The organism is Sphingomonas sp. SORGH_AS_0950 (assembly GCF_030818415.1).
Taxonomy (GTDB): Bacteria; Pseudomonadota; Alphaproteobacteria; order Sphingomonadales; family Sphingomonadaceae; genus Sphingomonas.
Genome location: NZ_JAUTAE010000001.1, coordinates 4,120,383 through 4,133,145, shown reverse-complemented (window position 1 = coordinate 4,133,145; position 12,763 = coordinate 4,120,383). Strand labels below are relative to the sequence as shown.

The 12,763-nt window shown below is 66.6% G+C and carries 16 protein-coding genes; 5 read left to right on the top strand and 11 right to left on the bottom strand.

The window, feature by feature from the left end; all coding sequences use genetic code 11:
- Window positions 1-141: 141 nt before the first annotated feature.
- Genes grxD through QE385_RS18660 form a run of 3 tightly spaced genes read right to left on the bottom strand, consistent with a single transcriptional unit; the run spans window position 142 to window position 1,073 of the window.
- Window positions 142-465: a Grx4 family monothiol glutaredoxin gene (gene grxD / locus QE385_RS18670; protein WP_307104456.1), complete on the bottom strand. Its 324-nt coding sequence runs from the start codon at window positions 463-465 to the stop codon at window positions 142-144.
- A gap of 31 nt (window positions 466-496) precedes the next feature.
- The gene (locus QE385_RS18665) at window positions 497-748 is read right to left on the bottom strand and encodes a BolA family transcriptional regulator (protein WP_307104454.1); all 252 of its coding nucleotides are present in this window, start codon (window positions 746-748) and stop codon (window positions 497-499) included.
- Between the two features lies 1 nt (window position 749).
- Window positions 750-1,073: a DUF1476 domain-containing protein gene (locus tag QE385_RS18660; protein ID WP_307104452.1), complete on the bottom strand. Its 324-nt coding sequence runs from the start codon at window positions 1,071-1,073 to the stop codon at window positions 750-752.
- 249 nt (window positions 1,074-1,322) lie between these two features.
- Here QE385_RS18660 and QE385_RS18655 point away from each other — a divergent pair, with 249 nt between their 5' ends.
- On the top strand, window positions 1,323-1,457 hold the full coding sequence (locus QE385_RS18655) for a hypothetical protein (RefSeq protein WP_307104450.1): 135 nt from the start codon (window positions 1,323-1,325) through the stop codon (window positions 1,455-1,457).
- Between the two features lie 51 nt (window positions 1,458-1,508).
- On the opposite strand, the gene leuD is transcribed toward QE385_RS18655, so the two are convergent.
- The 6 genes from leuD to QE385_RS18625 all read right to left on the bottom strand — a co-directional run bounded on the left by leuD (window position 1,509) and on the right by QE385_RS18625 (window position 6,975).
- Entirely contained in the window at window positions 1,509-2,129 is a 621-nt protein-coding gene (gene leuD, locus QE385_RS18650) for a 3-isopropylmalate dehydratase small subunit (protein WP_307104448.1), read from the bottom strand.
- A 158-nt stretch (window positions 2,130-2,287) separates the two neighbouring features.
- Window positions 2,288-3,757, bottom strand: coding sequence for a 3-isopropylmalate dehydratase large subunit (gene leuC, locus QE385_RS18645; RefSeq protein ID WP_307104447.1), 1,470 nt, complete (start codon window positions 3,755-3,757; stop codon window positions 2,288-2,290).
- A 176-nt stretch (window positions 3,758-3,933) separates the two neighbouring features.
- Window positions 3,934-4,623, bottom strand: coding sequence for a glutathione S-transferase family protein (locus QE385_RS18640; protein ID WP_307104445.1), 690 nt, complete (start codon window positions 4,621-4,623; stop codon window positions 3,934-3,936).
- Window positions 4,623-5,258, bottom strand: a complete 636-nt coding sequence (locus QE385_RS18635) for a CoA transferase subunit B (RefSeq protein WP_307104443.1) — start codon at window positions 5,256-5,258, stop codon at window positions 4,623-4,625. The genes QE385_RS18640 and QE385_RS18635 overlap by 1 nt, the downstream gene beginning before the upstream one ends.
- A gap of 2 nt (window positions 5,259-5,260) precedes the next feature.
- Window positions 5,261-6,127, bottom strand: a complete 867-nt coding sequence (locus tag QE385_RS18630) for an HAD family acid phosphatase (RefSeq protein ID WP_307104441.1) — start codon at window positions 6,125-6,127, stop codon at window positions 5,261-5,263.
- Window positions 6,128-6,273: 146 nt separating this feature from the next.
- Entirely contained in the window at window positions 6,274-6,975 is a 702-nt protein-coding gene (locus tag QE385_RS18625) for a CoA transferase subunit A (RefSeq protein WP_307104438.1), read from the bottom strand.
- A gap of 100 nt (window positions 6,976-7,075) precedes the next feature.
- On the opposite strand from QE385_RS18625, the gene QE385_RS18620 reads away from it, so the two are divergent.
- Window positions 7,076-8,725 carry a thiamine pyrophosphate-binding protein gene (locus tag QE385_RS18620; RefSeq protein ID WP_307104435.1) on the top strand — a complete coding sequence of 550 codons (1,650 nt, stop codon included), beginning with the start codon at window positions 7,076-7,078 and terminating at the stop codon, window positions 8,723-8,725.
- 215 nt (window positions 8,726-8,940) lie between these two features.
- Here QE385_RS18620 and QE385_RS18615 read toward each other — a convergent pair whose 3' ends face one another.
- Together QE385_RS18615 and thiS are read right to left on the bottom strand one after the other, a co-directional pair.
- Window positions 8,941-9,123 (bottom strand): CsbD family protein, encoded by a 183-nt coding sequence (locus QE385_RS18615; RefSeq protein WP_307104433.1) that lies wholly within the window; start codon window positions 9,121-9,123, stop codon window positions 8,941-8,943.
- Between the two features lie 90 nt (window positions 9,124-9,213).
- Window positions 9,214-10,224 carry a sulfur carrier protein ThiS gene (thiS, locus tag QE385_RS18610; protein ID WP_307104431.1) on the bottom strand — a complete coding sequence of 337 codons (1,011 nt, stop codon included), beginning with the start codon at window positions 10,222-10,224 and terminating at the stop codon, window positions 9,214-9,216.
- A gap of 115 nt (window positions 10,225-10,339) precedes the next feature.
- On the opposite strand from thiS, the gene aroQ reads away from it, so the two are divergent.
- From aroQ to accC, 3 genes are read left to right on the top strand one after another with little or no spacing between them, the layout of a single operon-like run.
- Window positions 10,340-10,774 (top strand): type II 3-dehydroquinate dehydratase, encoded by a 435-nt coding sequence (gene aroQ / locus QE385_RS18605; RefSeq protein WP_058746681.1) that lies wholly within the window; start codon window positions 10,340-10,342, stop codon window positions 10,772-10,774.
- Window positions 10,775-10,788: 14 nt separating this feature from the next.
- Window positions 10,789-11,277 (top strand): acetyl-CoA carboxylase biotin carboxyl carrier protein, encoded by a 489-nt coding sequence (gene accB, locus QE385_RS18600; protein WP_307104428.1) that lies wholly within the window; start codon window positions 10,789-10,791, stop codon window positions 11,275-11,277.
- Between the two features lie 6 nt (window positions 11,278-11,283).
- Window positions 11,284-12,633, top strand: a complete 1,350-nt coding sequence (gene accC / locus QE385_RS18595) for an acetyl-CoA carboxylase biotin carboxylase subunit (RefSeq protein ID WP_307104426.1) — start codon at window positions 11,284-11,286, stop codon at window positions 12,631-12,633.
- Window positions 12,634-12,763: the final 130 nt, after the last annotated feature.

Sequence of the window (12,763 nt, the reverse complement as noted above, 5' to 3'; positions counted from 1 at the left end):
TACGCTCGTAATCGTACGCCGATTACAGGTGTAGTCAATGGGGTTCGATCGCTTGGTCTTGGAGATGGGAGATGATTGCCACAAAAAAGGAGGCCGGATCGAAACCCGGCCTCCTCTTCTTGCGCCCGTAAAGGTCGACGATCAGGCCGACTTTACGTCCTGGACCAGCTCGGCCAGCTCGCCGCTTTCGTACATCTCCATCATGATGTCCGAACCGCCGACGAACTCGCCCTTGACGTAGAGCTGGGGAATGGTCGGCCAATCCGAATAGGCCTTGATCCCCTGGCGGATGCCCTGGTCCTGGAGCACGTCGACGCTCTCGAACGGCACGTCGAGATGGTTGAGGATCGCCACCGCGCGGCTGGAAAAGCCGCATTGCGGGAAAAGGGGCGTGCCCTTCATGAACAGCAGGACGGCATTGTCCTTTACCAGCGCATCGATCCGCGCATTCGTGTCATCGGTCATATCGGTCGTTCCTGAATGAAATCGAAAAGGGTCAGGCGGTCGGTTCGGCACCCGCCGGAACCGCGGTGGTCAGTTGCAGTGCGTGGAGTTCGCCCCCCATGCGCCCGCCCAGCGCGGCATAGACGGCGCGGGTCCGCGCAACCCGGCTCATCCCCGCAAAGCTGGCGGCCACGACATGCGCGGCATAATGGTCGCCGTCCCCAGCCAGATCGGTGATCTGGACTTCGGCATCGGGAATGGCGGTGCGGATCATCGCAGCGATATCGTCGGCGGCCATCGGCATGTCAGCGGCTTTCCATCAATTGGCGGCGCGCCTCGACCTGCTGTTCGTCCAGCGCGCGGCGGACCTCGGCTTCCTCGACATCGATCCCGGCAGCGGTCAGGTCGCCCAGCAGCTTGCGGATCACGTCCTCGTCACTGGCCTCCTCGAAATCGGCCTGGACCACCGCCTTGGCATAGGCGTCGGTCTCGGCGGGCGTCAGCTTCATCCGCTCCGCCGCCCATTGCGCGACCAGCCTGTTGCGGCGCGCGGTGATTCGGAACATCATCTCCTGATCCGCCACGAACCCGGCCTCCAACCCGCGCCTGCGTTCGTCAAAACTGTCCATCGGTCCGCCATCCCCCTGCCCCTCGGGGCACTGATCCAAGGCCCCGAGATAGGCACCGCCGCGCCGGCGCGCAACCGATCCGAAACGGCGCCCGATTGTCGCGCCGAACCGAGGAACAGCCGCGCCCGTTCGTGCGTAATGTTCATGACACATAAACATAAGGATGGCGACGCCCGAACAGTCGCCTCCGACGGAGATCGGCGATCGCCTCCGAACCCGGATCGCGACGCCTAGGATGAGGAGAGTCCGATGCGCGCGCCCCTGTCCCGGCCGCCCGTTGCCGCATACCCCAACGCCCCGGCGATCGAGGGGATCATCAACGGCATGATCGGCGCCCTGGCGCTATGGGCGGCCATCGCCGCCGTCATACTCGCCCTGGCCTGACCGACCCGTCACCGAGCGACGCCACGACCCGCGAGGGTCGCGGCATGCGCGTCAGGCGATCGGCGTCGCTTCGGGCGGCAAACGGCGACGCCCCTCGATCCAGGGGCGTCCCTGCGCCATTTCGCCCTCGAACGCGTCGATCGCACTGTCCCGCGCCAGGGTGAGGCCGATTTCGTCGAGGCCGTTCATCAGGCATTCGCGGCGGAACGGATCCAGCTCGAAGGGAAAGCGATCCTGAAAGGGCGTGGTGACGCTCATGGTTTCCAGATCGACCGTGATGGGCTGATCCTGCGCCACCTCGACCAGCCGGTCGACCGCTTCCTGCGGCAGGACGACGGGGACGATGCCGTTCTTGAACGCATTGCCCGAGAAGATGTCGGAGAAGCTGGGCGCGATGACCGCGCGGATTCCCATGTCGGCCAGCGCCCAGGCGGCATGTTCGCGGCTGGAGCCGCACCCGAAATTGTCGCCCGCGATCAGGATCGGCGCTCCGGCATAGCGCGGATCGTCGAAGATATTGCCGGGCTGTGCGCGCACCGTCTCGAACGCGCCGCGCCCCAGCCCCGCCCGGCTGATCGTCTTCAACCAGTGCGCGGGGATGATGACGTCGGTGTCGATATTCTTGGCACCCCAGGGATAGGCGGTGCCGGATACGGTCGTAACCGGATTCATGCGATAGTCCTGTTCATCGCCGGTTCCGCCCCGCAACGCATGCGGGGCCAGGCGTCAGCGGCGTTGTTCGGCGGTGGCGGGCTTGGAGGCCACCCCGGCGGCATAGGCGGCCGCGCCGCACAGCACCGCGCCGGTCACCAGCATCACCAGTACATGTTTCATGCTGCCGTCACTCCCCTGTTCTCTTCACCGTCCTCGTGCGGCATCAACGCTCTAACATCGGAAAGGCGCCCGGTCACGGCCGCTGCGGCGGCCATCGCCGGGGAAAGCAGATGCGTCCGCGCACCCGGCCCCTGCCGCCCGACGAAATTGCGATTGGAGGTCGAGGCACAACGCTCGCCCGGCGGCACCTTGTCGGGGTTCATCGCCAGGCACATCGAACAGCCCGGCTCACGCCATTCGAAGCCCGCCTGGACGAAGACGCGGTCCAGCCCCTCGGCCTCGGCCTGGCGCTTGACCAGCCCCGATCCCGGCACGACCAGCGCGCGCACCCCGTCCGCCACGCGGCGGTCGCGCGCCACGGCGGCGGCGGCGCGAAGATCCTCGATCCGGCTGTTGGTGCAGCTGCCGATGAAGACATGCTGGATCGCCACGTCCTGCATCGCGGTGCCCGGCTCCAGCCCCATATAGTCCAGCGACTTGCGCGCCGCCGCCCGCTTGGACGGGTCGGCGAAGCTGTCGGGATCGGGGACCACGCCGGTGATCGGCACCACATCCTCGGGGCTGGTGCCCCAGGTCAGATTGGGGGCGATGTCGGCGGCATCGAGCGTCACGACCTTGTCGTACACCGCGCCCGGATCGCTGGGCAGCGTCCGCCACCAGGCGACCGCCTTGTCCCACTCCGCACCCTGCGGCGCCATGGGGCGGCCCTTCAGATAGGCGAAGGTCGTCTCGTCCGGCGCAATAAGGCCGGCGCGCGCACCGCCCTCGATCGACATGTTGGCGATGGTCAGGCGACCCTCGACCGACAGGTTGCGGATCACGCTGCCGGTGAATTCGATGACATGGCCGGTGCCGCCCGCCGCGCCGATCTTGCCGATGATCGCGAGCACCACGTCCTTGGCCGACACGCCATGGCCCAGCACGCCGTCGACGCGGATCTCCATCGTCTTGGACGGCGACAGGAGCAGCGTCTGGGTCGCCAGCACATGCTCGACCTCCGACGTGCCGATGCCGAAGGCCAGCGCGCCCAGCGCGCCATGCGCCGAGGTGTGGCTGTCGCCGCAGACCAGCGTGGTGCCCGGCAGGGTGAAGCCCTGTTCGGGGCCGACGACATGGACGATGCCCTGCGCCGCCGCCGTCGCATCGATATAGTCGACGCCGAATTCGGCGGTGTTCCGGCGCAAGGCGTCGAGCTGCTGCGCGCTTTCGGGATCAGCGATGGGCAGCAGCCGTCCCGCCGCGTCCAGCCGGGGCGTGGTCGGCAGATTATGGTCGGGCACCGCCAGCGTCAGTTCGGGACGGCGGACCTTGCGACCGGCCGCGCGTAGCCCCTCAAAGGCCTGCGGGCTCGTCACCTCATGGACGAGGTGGCGGTCGATATAGATGAGGCAGGTGCCATCGGGCCGCCGTTCGACAACGTGCGCGGCCCAGATCTTCTCGTACAGAGTCTGGGGTCGTTGGGCCATGATGCGGGCGCTGTTATCCGAAAAGATGCGCGACGCAAAGGTGTGGCGCAATGTTATTTCGCTTTTGGGTGCGGATTCCCGTGGCCTTCGACTTCGCTCAGGCCGAACGGAGCGAGGGAATAGGCCGTCCACCACCGCCGTTCAGCCTGAGCGAAGTCGAAGGCCACGCCCACCCCCTATCCTTGCGCGCGATAATCCGCCGTCACCGCGCCGTACTCGGCCAGCTCGATCTCATGATCCGGATCGCGCCACGTCTCCGCCAGCGCCTGCGCCTCCCAGTCGAGCATCGCCGGATGCGCCAGGATCGTCTCCACCCAAGCGGCCCCCACCACGCCGACGTCGATCCCATAAGTTCGCACCCGGAACGCCACGGGCGCATAGAAGGCGTCGACCGCCGAAAACCGCTCGCCAGCCAGCCAGGGGCCACCAAAACGCGAAAGCCCCTCGCCCCATAATTCGATCAACCGCGCGACGTCGCGATCGAGTCGGGCCGATGGCGGCCTGGCGTCTACGCGCACGCCGACATTCATCGTCCGTTCGGACCGCAGCGCACCAAAGCCGCCATGCATCTCCGCGACCGCGCTCATCGCCCAGCCGCGCGCCTCTTCGTCCTCGGGCCAGACCCCCGGATGCCGCTCGGCCAAGTAAAGCGCGATGCCCAGCGAATCCCACACAATCCGCTCGCCATCGATCAGCACCGGCACCTGCCCGGTCGGCGAAAAGGCGCGGAACGCCTCGTAATTCTCCGCCGCCGCGAACGGCTCGACGCGGTCGGCAAAGCCGATCCCCAGCGCCTTCATCAGCAGCCAGGATCGCAGCGACCAGCTCGAATAATTCCGGTTCGCGGTGACGAGGGTATAGGCCATCAGCGTTCGAACTTCGCCGTCGTCTTGGCGGCGATCTCGTCCGCCGTGACGCCGGGCGCGCACTCGATCAGGCGGAAGGCGCTGTCATGGTCAGGCCGCTGGAAGACGGCCAGATCGGTGACGATCATGTCCACCACATTGCGCCCGGTCAGCGGCAGGGTGCAGGCGGGGATGAATTTCGGGCTGCCGTCCTTGGCATTATGCTCCATGACGACGATGATCTTCTTGACGCCCGCGACCAGATCCATCGCACCGCCCATGCCCTTGATCATCTTGCCGGGGATCATCCAGTTGGCGATGTCGCCGCCCTCCGACACCTCCATCGCGCCCAGCACGGTCAGGTCGATATGCCCGCCGCGGATCATCGCGAAACTGTCGGCGGAGGAGAAATAGACCGAGTGCGGCAGCTCGCTGATCGTCTGCTTGCCCGCATTGATCAGGTCCGGGTCGACCTCATCGTCATAGGGAAAGGGGCCGATGCCCAGCATCCCGTTTTCAGATTGCAGCGTCACTTCAACGCCTTGCGGGATATGATTGGCCACCAGTGTCGGGATGCCGATGCCCAGATTGACGTAGAAGCCGTCCTTCAGTTCCTTGGCCGCACGGGCAGCCATTTCGTCACGGGTCCAGGCCATCACTATTCTCCCATCGGGTGCCACCGCCGGTCGGCGGGGAAGATGTCGTCCGCGCTACCCTTCAGCGCCTTGCCATAGACGGGGTTCGGGAAGACGAACCAGCCGCGCCCCCACAAGGCGGCGATGCGCGGGGCGTCCGCACGGGCGCGACGCTGGGCCACGCTGCCAGCTTCGTTGAACAAGTCGCTGAAATCGCCCAGTTGATCGCCGCCCATCGCGATCACGCAATAGCGGTCGGCGATCCGTCGACGCCGGGCGTCCTTGCCGTCGCCGGTATCGGTATCGGTCCGCACGAACAGCGTATCGCCATGCACCGCCGGGCCCAGCCCCGCCGCATCGATCGCGCGCGCCGCGCCCGCCGCATCGTCGCGGTTGGTGTTGAAGATCACGGTCACGCCCATCGCGCGCAGATCGGCAATCGCCGCCGTCGCGCCGGGGGTCGGCAGGACGGCACGGCCATCGCTTTTCTCCCAGGCGCTCCAGCGGCCGGGAAAGGCGCGGTCGGCGCGGCCGGTCAGATCGTCCTGCTCGAAACCCAGGTTCAGGAGGACGGTTTCGTCGACGTCGAACACCGCCGCCGGGCGCTTGCCCGCACAGGACAGGAACCGGGGATCGTCGAGGGTCGCACCCTCCTGGAGCACCACGCTGTCGCGCGGGGGGCGGCGGACCTGGTCGGCGGCATAGGTGACGAGCGCGTTCCACGCCTGGCGCGAGATCGCGTCCGCCTCGGCCGAGCCGTAGAGATATTGCATCCCGGCGAGCTTGGGGTTCGCCGCCGCCGGGGGGGGAGCGGCGGGACTGGTGTTGCCGACCGCGACGACGCAGCCGGACAGGGACAGGGCGGCGGCGAGGGTCAGGGCCAGCTTCAAGCCGGGGAGCCCTCCCCCACCCCCTCCCGCTTGCGGGAGGGGAGAGGTTGCGGGACGACCGGCACGGTTCAACATCAGACGTTTCATCAACTCCCCCTCCGCCAGATACGCTCCCCCTCCGCAGGCGGGAGGGGCCTGCCCAACCATCAAGCCCGCTCGCGGACCGTCCGAAACTCGATCTTCTTGTCGTAGGGCGCGCCGACGATCATCCGCTTCACGTAAATCCCCGGCAGATGGATCTGGTCGGGATCGAGGCTTCCCACCGGCACCACCTCCTCAACCTCGGCGACGCAGACCTTGCCCGCCGTCGCCATCGGCTGGTTGAAGTTGCGCGCGGTCTTTCGGAAGATCAGGTTCCCGGCCTTGTCGGCCTTCCACCCCTTGATGATCGACAGGTCGGCGCGGATGCCGCGTTCGAGGATATAGTCCTCACCGTCGAAGCTCTTCACTTCCTTGCCCTCGGCCACCTTCGTACCGACGCCGGTCTTGGTATAGAAGCCGGGGATGCCCGCGCCCCCGGCCCGGCACCGTTCGGCGAGCGTGCCCTGCGGACAGAATTCGACCTCCAGCTCGCCGCTGAGATATTGCCGCTCGAACTCCTTGTTCTCGCCGACATAGGAGGAGATCATCTTCCTGACCTGATGCGAGCGGAGCAGCTTGCCCAGCCCCACGCCGTCGATCCCGGCATTGTTGCTGGCGATGGTCAGGTCCCTGGTCCCCGCCGCCTCGATCGCGTCGATCAGCCGCTCCGGGATGCCGCACAGGCCAAAGCCGCCCGCGCAGATCGTCATGCCGTCGAACAACAAGCCGTCGAGCGCGTGGGCCGCGTCGCGATAAAGCTTCTGCATGGGCGTCCTCCCTATGATGGACGGAGCGTTAGGCGGAGCGGTGGAGCCCGGTCAACCCGGCGTTTGCGCTTTGCGAAGCAGCGGGTCTAGGCTGGGCGCCATGACCCAGATCACCGGCGGACGCCTGCTTGTCGATGCGCTTCTCGAACAGGGGTGCGACCGTATCTTTACCGTGCCGGGCGAGAGCTTCCTGGCGGTGCTCGACGCGCTGCACGATACGCCCGCGATCGACCTCGTGACCTGTCGACAGGAGGGCGGCGTGACCTTCATGGCGTGCGCCGACGGCACGCTGACCGGACGGCCGGGTATCGCCTTCGTGACGCGCGGACCGGGGGCGACCAATGCGGCGATCGGCGTCCATGTCGCACGACAGGATTCGCAGCCGATGATCCTGTTCATCGGCGATGTCGACCGGGGCACCCGCGACCGCGAGGCGTTTCAGGAGGTCGATTTCCAGGCGATGTTCGCGCCGCTGGCCAAATGGACCGCGCGGATAGACGATGCCGCGCGCATCCCCGAATATGTCGCCCGTGCCTATGCCACCGCGATGAGCGGACGGCCCGGCCCGGTCGTGCTGGCGCTGCCCGAGGACATGCTGTGCGACCTGGTCGAAGGCCATGCCCGCCCCCGTATCGAACGCCCGTCGCAGGATGTGCGGATCGAGGACGTCATGGCCGTGCAGGCGCTGATCGAAAAGGCCGAGCGCCCGGTGGCGATCATCGGCGGCGCACACTGGAACGACGACGCGGTGGCGCTGGCCGGGTCCTGGGGCGAGGCAGCCGGCATTCCGCTGGTCGCGGCCTTCCGCCGTCAGGATGCGGTGTCGGCGACCTGCCCGGTCTATGCGGGCAATCTGGGCTATGGCCCCAATCCGGCGCTGGTCGCCCGGGTGAAGGCGGCCGATCTGCTGATCGTGCTGGGCGCGCGGCTGGGGGAAGCGACGACCGATGGCTATAGCCTGATCGCCCCGGACCATCCGGGGCAGATTTTGGTCCATATCCATCCTGACCCGGAGGAACTGCACAGCACCTATCGCACCGATCTGGCCCTGTGCTGCGACGTGGACCGCGCGCTGGGTATGCTGGAATTGCTGGCGACGCAGGCCGCCGCGCCGCATCCCTCCGGGGCCGAAGCCCATGCCGCCTATCGCGCCTGGTCCGACCCGGCTCCGCGCGAGGGCGTGACGCTCGACCTCGGCCAGTGCGTCGCGGCGATGCGCGAGGCGCTTCCCGCCGACTCGATCCTCTGCAACGGCGCGGGCAATTATTCGGGCTGGTGGCATCGCTATTGGCGCTACGAGCCGGGGTGCCAGCTTGCCCCGACCTGCGGCGCGATGGGCTATGGCGTGCCCGCCGCCACCGCCGCCGGGCTGCGCCACCCGGAGCGGACGGTCGTCGCCCTGGCGGGCGATGGCTGTTTCCTGATGAACGGACAGGAACTGGCGACCGCCGTCCAGCATGGCGTGTCGATGCTCGTGATCGTGGTCGACAATGGCGGCTATGGCACGATCCGGATGCATCAGGAACGCGAATATCCCGGCCGCGTGGCGGGAACCCGGCTCGGCAATCCCAACTTCGCCGCGCTTGCCCGTGCCTATGGCTGCTGGAGCGAGACGGTGACGCGAACCGAGGATTTTGCCTCCGCCCTGTCGCGCGCGATGGCGGAGCCGGGCGTGCGGCTGCTCCATCTGAAGACCGATATCGAGATCATCACCCCCGCCACCACCCTGTCGCGAATCGCCGGGCGTTAGGTCAGGCGTCATCTGCCTTCCGCCCCGGTCCTCGCCGGGGCAGGAAGCAAAGGACGCAAAAGTCCCATTCCGACACCCGCAAGACGATCCAAGCAACGCCGCCACGGCCTGCCGGACTTCACCCGATCGCCCCCAGACAAAACAAAACCGCCCCGGCGTGAGCCGAGGCGGTGAGTTTCGTTGCTGATTGCTTTAGTCAGAAGCGAATAGCAGGATCAGATGTTGTCGCCAAGCGCGCCCTTCACCGATCCCTTGACCTGCTGGCCCTTGCCTTCGACCTGCTGGGCCTGGCCCTCCGCCTTCAGATCGGCGTCATGGTTGTGCTCGCCCAGAGCTTCCTTGGCCTTGCCAACCAGTTCGTTGACGTTGCCCTTGATCTTGTCGGTCAGCTCACCCATCGGGGCCTCCATTTGCTGGGGATTGTCACATCCCGTTGAACACTCGGAGATAGAACCCTTTGTTACGCGGCAAGTTCCCTGAAATTAATGTCAGATAAGCCCGGCGAGCGGGCTCGAGGGATCGGCATAGCGGCGCTGTCCCATCCGTCCGGCGCGGTAGGCCATGCGCCCCGCCTCGACGGCCGCCTTCATCGCGCAGGCCATCAGCACCGGGTCCTTGGCTTCGGCGATAGCCGTGTTCATCAGCACGCCGTCGCAGCCCAGCTCCATCGCCACCGACGCCTCGGACGCGGTGCCGACCCCGGCATCGACCAGCACCGGAACCTTGGCCCCCTCGACGATCAGGCGGATCGTCACCTTGTTCTGGATGCCCAGCCCCGAGCCGATCGGCGCGCCCAGCGGCATGATCGCCACCGCGCCGACATCCTCCAGCCGCCGGGCCGCAATGGGATCGTCGACGCAGTACACCATCGGCTTGAAGCCTTCCTTGGCCAGGATCTCGGTCGCGCGCAGCGTCTCGACCATGTCCGGATAGAGCGTCCGCGCCTCGCCCAGCACCTCCAGCTTGACCAGGTCCCAGCCGCCCGCCTCACGCGCCAGCCGCAGCGTGCGGATCGCGTCCTCGGCGGTGAAGCAGCCCGCCGTGTTGGGCAGATAGGTGATCTTCTTGGGGTCGATGAAGTCGGTCAGCATCGGCGCATTGCGATCCGACACGTTGACGCGGCGTACCGCCACGGTGACGATCTCCGCGCCCGAGGCTTCGACTGCCGCCGCATTCTGCGCGAAGTCCTTATACTTGCCGGTGCCGACGATCAGGCGCGAGCGGAAACGCTGCCCCGCGACTTCCCACGAATCATCGTCGACGACGGGCGCGGCATGATCGCCGCCGCCGACGAAGTGCACGATCTCGATCTCGTCGCCGTCCTCGACCTCGACCTGCGCCAGCGTCGAGCGCGGCACGACCTCCAGATTGCGCTCCACCGCCACCTTTTCGGGCACCAGCCCCAGTTGGCTCGCCAGATCGGCCAGCGACAGGCCCGCCTTTACCCGCTTATGCTCGCCATTCACGGTGATCGTCACGGTTCCATCGGTATGAGGCATATCTGTGTCACTTACCATGCAAGTCGCTGCCCGCTCGACGTGGGATAGGGCATGCGGTTAAGGAAGGCCCTCGATCTAGGCCCGGCCATTCCGAGCCGCAACCATGGGAGTGCGGATGTCCGCGACCGTTTATGTTCTCAACGGGCCGAACCTGAACCTGCTCGGCCTGCGCGAGCCGCATATCTATGGCCATGACACGCTGGACGATATTGCGGGGATGCTGGAGGATCGGGCCCGAGAGCTCGATCTGGCGATCGACATGCGCCAGTCCAACCATGAAGGCCATCTGATCGACTGGCTGCACGAGGCCCAGGCCTATGAGGCCAAGGCCGTGCTGCTCAATGCCGGGGGCTTCACCCATACGTCGATCGCGATCCATGACGCGATCAAGTCGGTGACGACCCCGGTGATCGAGGTTCACCTATCCAACCCTCATGCACGGGAGCCATTCCGTCATGAGAGCTTCATCGGGCGTGCCGCAAAAGGCACAATCGCGGGTTTTGGCGCGCATTCCTATCTGCTCGCGCTTGAAGCCGCGGCCCGGTTCTGACAGGAGCGCTGCCCATGACCGAAAAGACTGAACAAGCGATGAAGGTCGATGTCGACCTCGTCCGTCAGCTCGCCGAGCTGCTCGACGCCACCGCCCTGACCGAGATCGAGGTCGAGCATGGCGACCGCAAGATCCGCGTCGCGCGCAAGGCCGCGGCCGTCGCCCAGATGGGCTATGCGCCGGCGCCCGCGCCCGTCGCTGCCCCGGCCGCCGCGCCCGTCGCCGCCGCCGCACCCGCAGAGGTCGGCGCCTCGGCCCCGGCCGTCTCGGCCAATGCGGTGAAGTCGCCGATGGTCGGCACCGTCTATCTGTCGGCCGAGCCGGGCGCCAAGCCCTTCGCCTCGGTCGGGCAGAAGGTCGCCGCGGGCGACACGCTGCTGATCGTGGAAGCGATGAAGGTGATGAACCCGATCACCGCGACGTCGGCGGGCACCGTCACCGCCGTCCTGGTCGAGAACGGCCAGCCGGTCGAGTTCGACCAGCCCCTGGTCGTCGTCGAGTAAGCCGCCTTGGCGCAGATCAAGAAACTCCTGATCGCCAATCGCGGTGAGATTGCGCTTCGCATCCACCGCGCCTGTCACGAGATGGGGATCGAGACCGTCGCCGTGCACTCCACGGCCGATGCCGATGCCATGCATGTGCGCCTCGCCGACCAGGCGGTGTGCATCGGCCCGCCCGCGGCGACGGACAGCTATCTCAACATCCCGAACATCATCTCGGCGGCCGAGATTTCGGGCGCGGATGCGATCCATCCCGGCTATGGCTTCCTGTCCGAGAACGCCAAGTTCGCCGAGATCGTCGAGGCGCACGGCCTGATCTTCGTCGGCCCCAAGCCCGAACATATCCGGGTGATGGGCGACAAGGTGGAGGCCAAGCGGACGGCGGGCGCGCTCGGCCTGCCGCTCGTCCCCGGTTCGGACGGCGCGATCTCGGATCTGGATACGGCCAAGGCCCTCGCGGCCGAGATCGGCTATCCGGTCATCATCAAGGCGGCCAGCGGCGGCGGCGGTCGCGGCATGAAGGTCGTGCCCTCCGAGGATCAGCTCGAAACGCTGATGCAGCAGGCGGGCACCGAGGCGAAGGCCGCGTTCGGCGACGCCACCGTCTATATGGAAAAATATCTGGGCAACCCCCGGCATATCGAATTCCAGGTATTCGGCGACGGCAACGGCAATGCGATCCATCTGGGCGAGCGCGACTGCTCGCTCCAGCGCCGCCACCAGAAGGTGCTGGAGGAAGCCCCCTCGCCGATCATCTCGGCCGAGGAGCGCGCGCGCATGGGCGGCGTGGTCGCCAAGGCGATGGCCGATATGGGCTATCGCGGGGCGGGCACGATCGAGTTCCTGTGGGAAAATGGCGAGTTCTATTTCATCGAAATGAACACCCGCCTGCAGGTCGAGCATCCGGTAACCGAGATGATCACCGGGCTGGACCTGGTGCGCGAGCAAATCCGCGTCGCCGAGGGGCATCCGCTGACCCTGCGCCAGGAAGACGTGCAGTTCCGTGGCCACGCCATCGAATGCCGCATCAACGCGGAAGATCCGCGCACCTTCGCCCCCTCGCCGGGCACGGTGAAGATGTATCACGCGCCGGGCGGCATGCATGTCCGCGTCGATAGCGGGCTGTATCAGGGCTATAAGGTCCCGCCCTATTACGACAGCATGATCGCCAAGCTGATCGTGTACGGCACGACCCGCGAAGGCGCGCTGCGCCGCCTGCGCCGGGCGCTGGAGGAGTTCGTGATCGAGGGGATGAAGACCACCATCCCGCTCCACCAGTCGCTGCTGGACGATCCCGAATTCCAGAAGGGTGACTATACGATCAAGTGGCTGGAGGAGTGGCTGGCCAAGCAGGCCTGACCTCTTTCCATTCCATGTTCGATCAGGGGCGCTCGGTCACAGGACCGGGCGCCCTTTTTGTTTTCCCGATCAATGAAGGACTGATGAACAGTTTTTCACTGGTGGAACATGGCCTGTGCAATCGGCATTT

Bases quoted from the DNA above. Each gene is read 5' to 3' on its own strand.
- grxD (WP_307104456.1), bottom strand. From the start codon at position 465: ATGACCGATGACACGAATGCGCGGATCGATGCGCTGGTAAAGGACAAT.
- QE385_RS18665 (WP_307104454.1), bottom strand. From the start codon at position 748: ATGCCGATGGCCGCCGACGATATCGCTGCGATGATCCGCACCGCCATT.
- QE385_RS18660 (WP_307104452.1), bottom strand. From the start codon at position 1,073: ATGGACAGTTTTGACGAACGCAGGCGCGGGTTGGAGGCCGGGTTCGTG.
- QE385_RS18655 (WP_307104450.1), top strand. From the start codon at position 1,323: ATGCGCGCGCCCCTGTCCCGGCCGCCCGTTGCCGCATACCCCAACGCC.
- leuD (WP_307104448.1), bottom strand. From the start codon at position 2,129: ATGAATCCGGTTACGACCGTATCCGGCACCGCCTATCCCTGGGGTGCC.
- leuC (WP_307104447.1), bottom strand. From the start codon at position 3,757: ATGGCCCAACGACCCCAGACTCTGTACGAGAAGATCTGGGCCGCGCAC.
- QE385_RS18640 (WP_307104445.1), bottom strand. From the start codon at position 4,623: ATGGCCTATACCCTCGTCACCGCGAACCGGAATTATTCGAGCTGGTCG.
- QE385_RS18635 (WP_307104443.1), bottom strand. From the start codon at position 5,258: ATGGCCTGGACCCGTGACGAAATGGCTGCCCGTGCGGCCAAGGAACTG.
- QE385_RS18625 (WP_307104438.1), bottom strand. From the start codon at position 6,975: ATGCAGAAGCTTTATCGCGACGCGGCCCACGCGCTCGACGGCTTGTTG.
- QE385_RS18620 (WP_307104435.1), top strand. From the start codon at position 7,076: ATGACCCAGATCACCGGCGGACGCCTGCTTGTCGATGCGCTTCTCGAA.
- QE385_RS18615 (WP_307104433.1), bottom strand. From the start codon at position 9,123: ATGGGTGAGCTGACCGACAAGATCAAGGGCAACGTCAACGAACTGGTT.
- thiS (WP_307104431.1), bottom strand. From the start codon at position 10,224: ATGCCTCATACCGATGGAACCGTGACGATCACCGTGAATGGCGAGCAT.
- aroQ (WP_058746681.1), top strand. From the start codon at position 10,340: ATGTCCGCGACCGTTTATGTTCTCAACGGGCCGAACCTGAACCTGCTC.
- accB (WP_307104428.1), top strand. From the start codon at position 10,789: ATGACCGAAAAGACTGAACAAGCGATGAAGGTCGATGTCGACCTCGTC.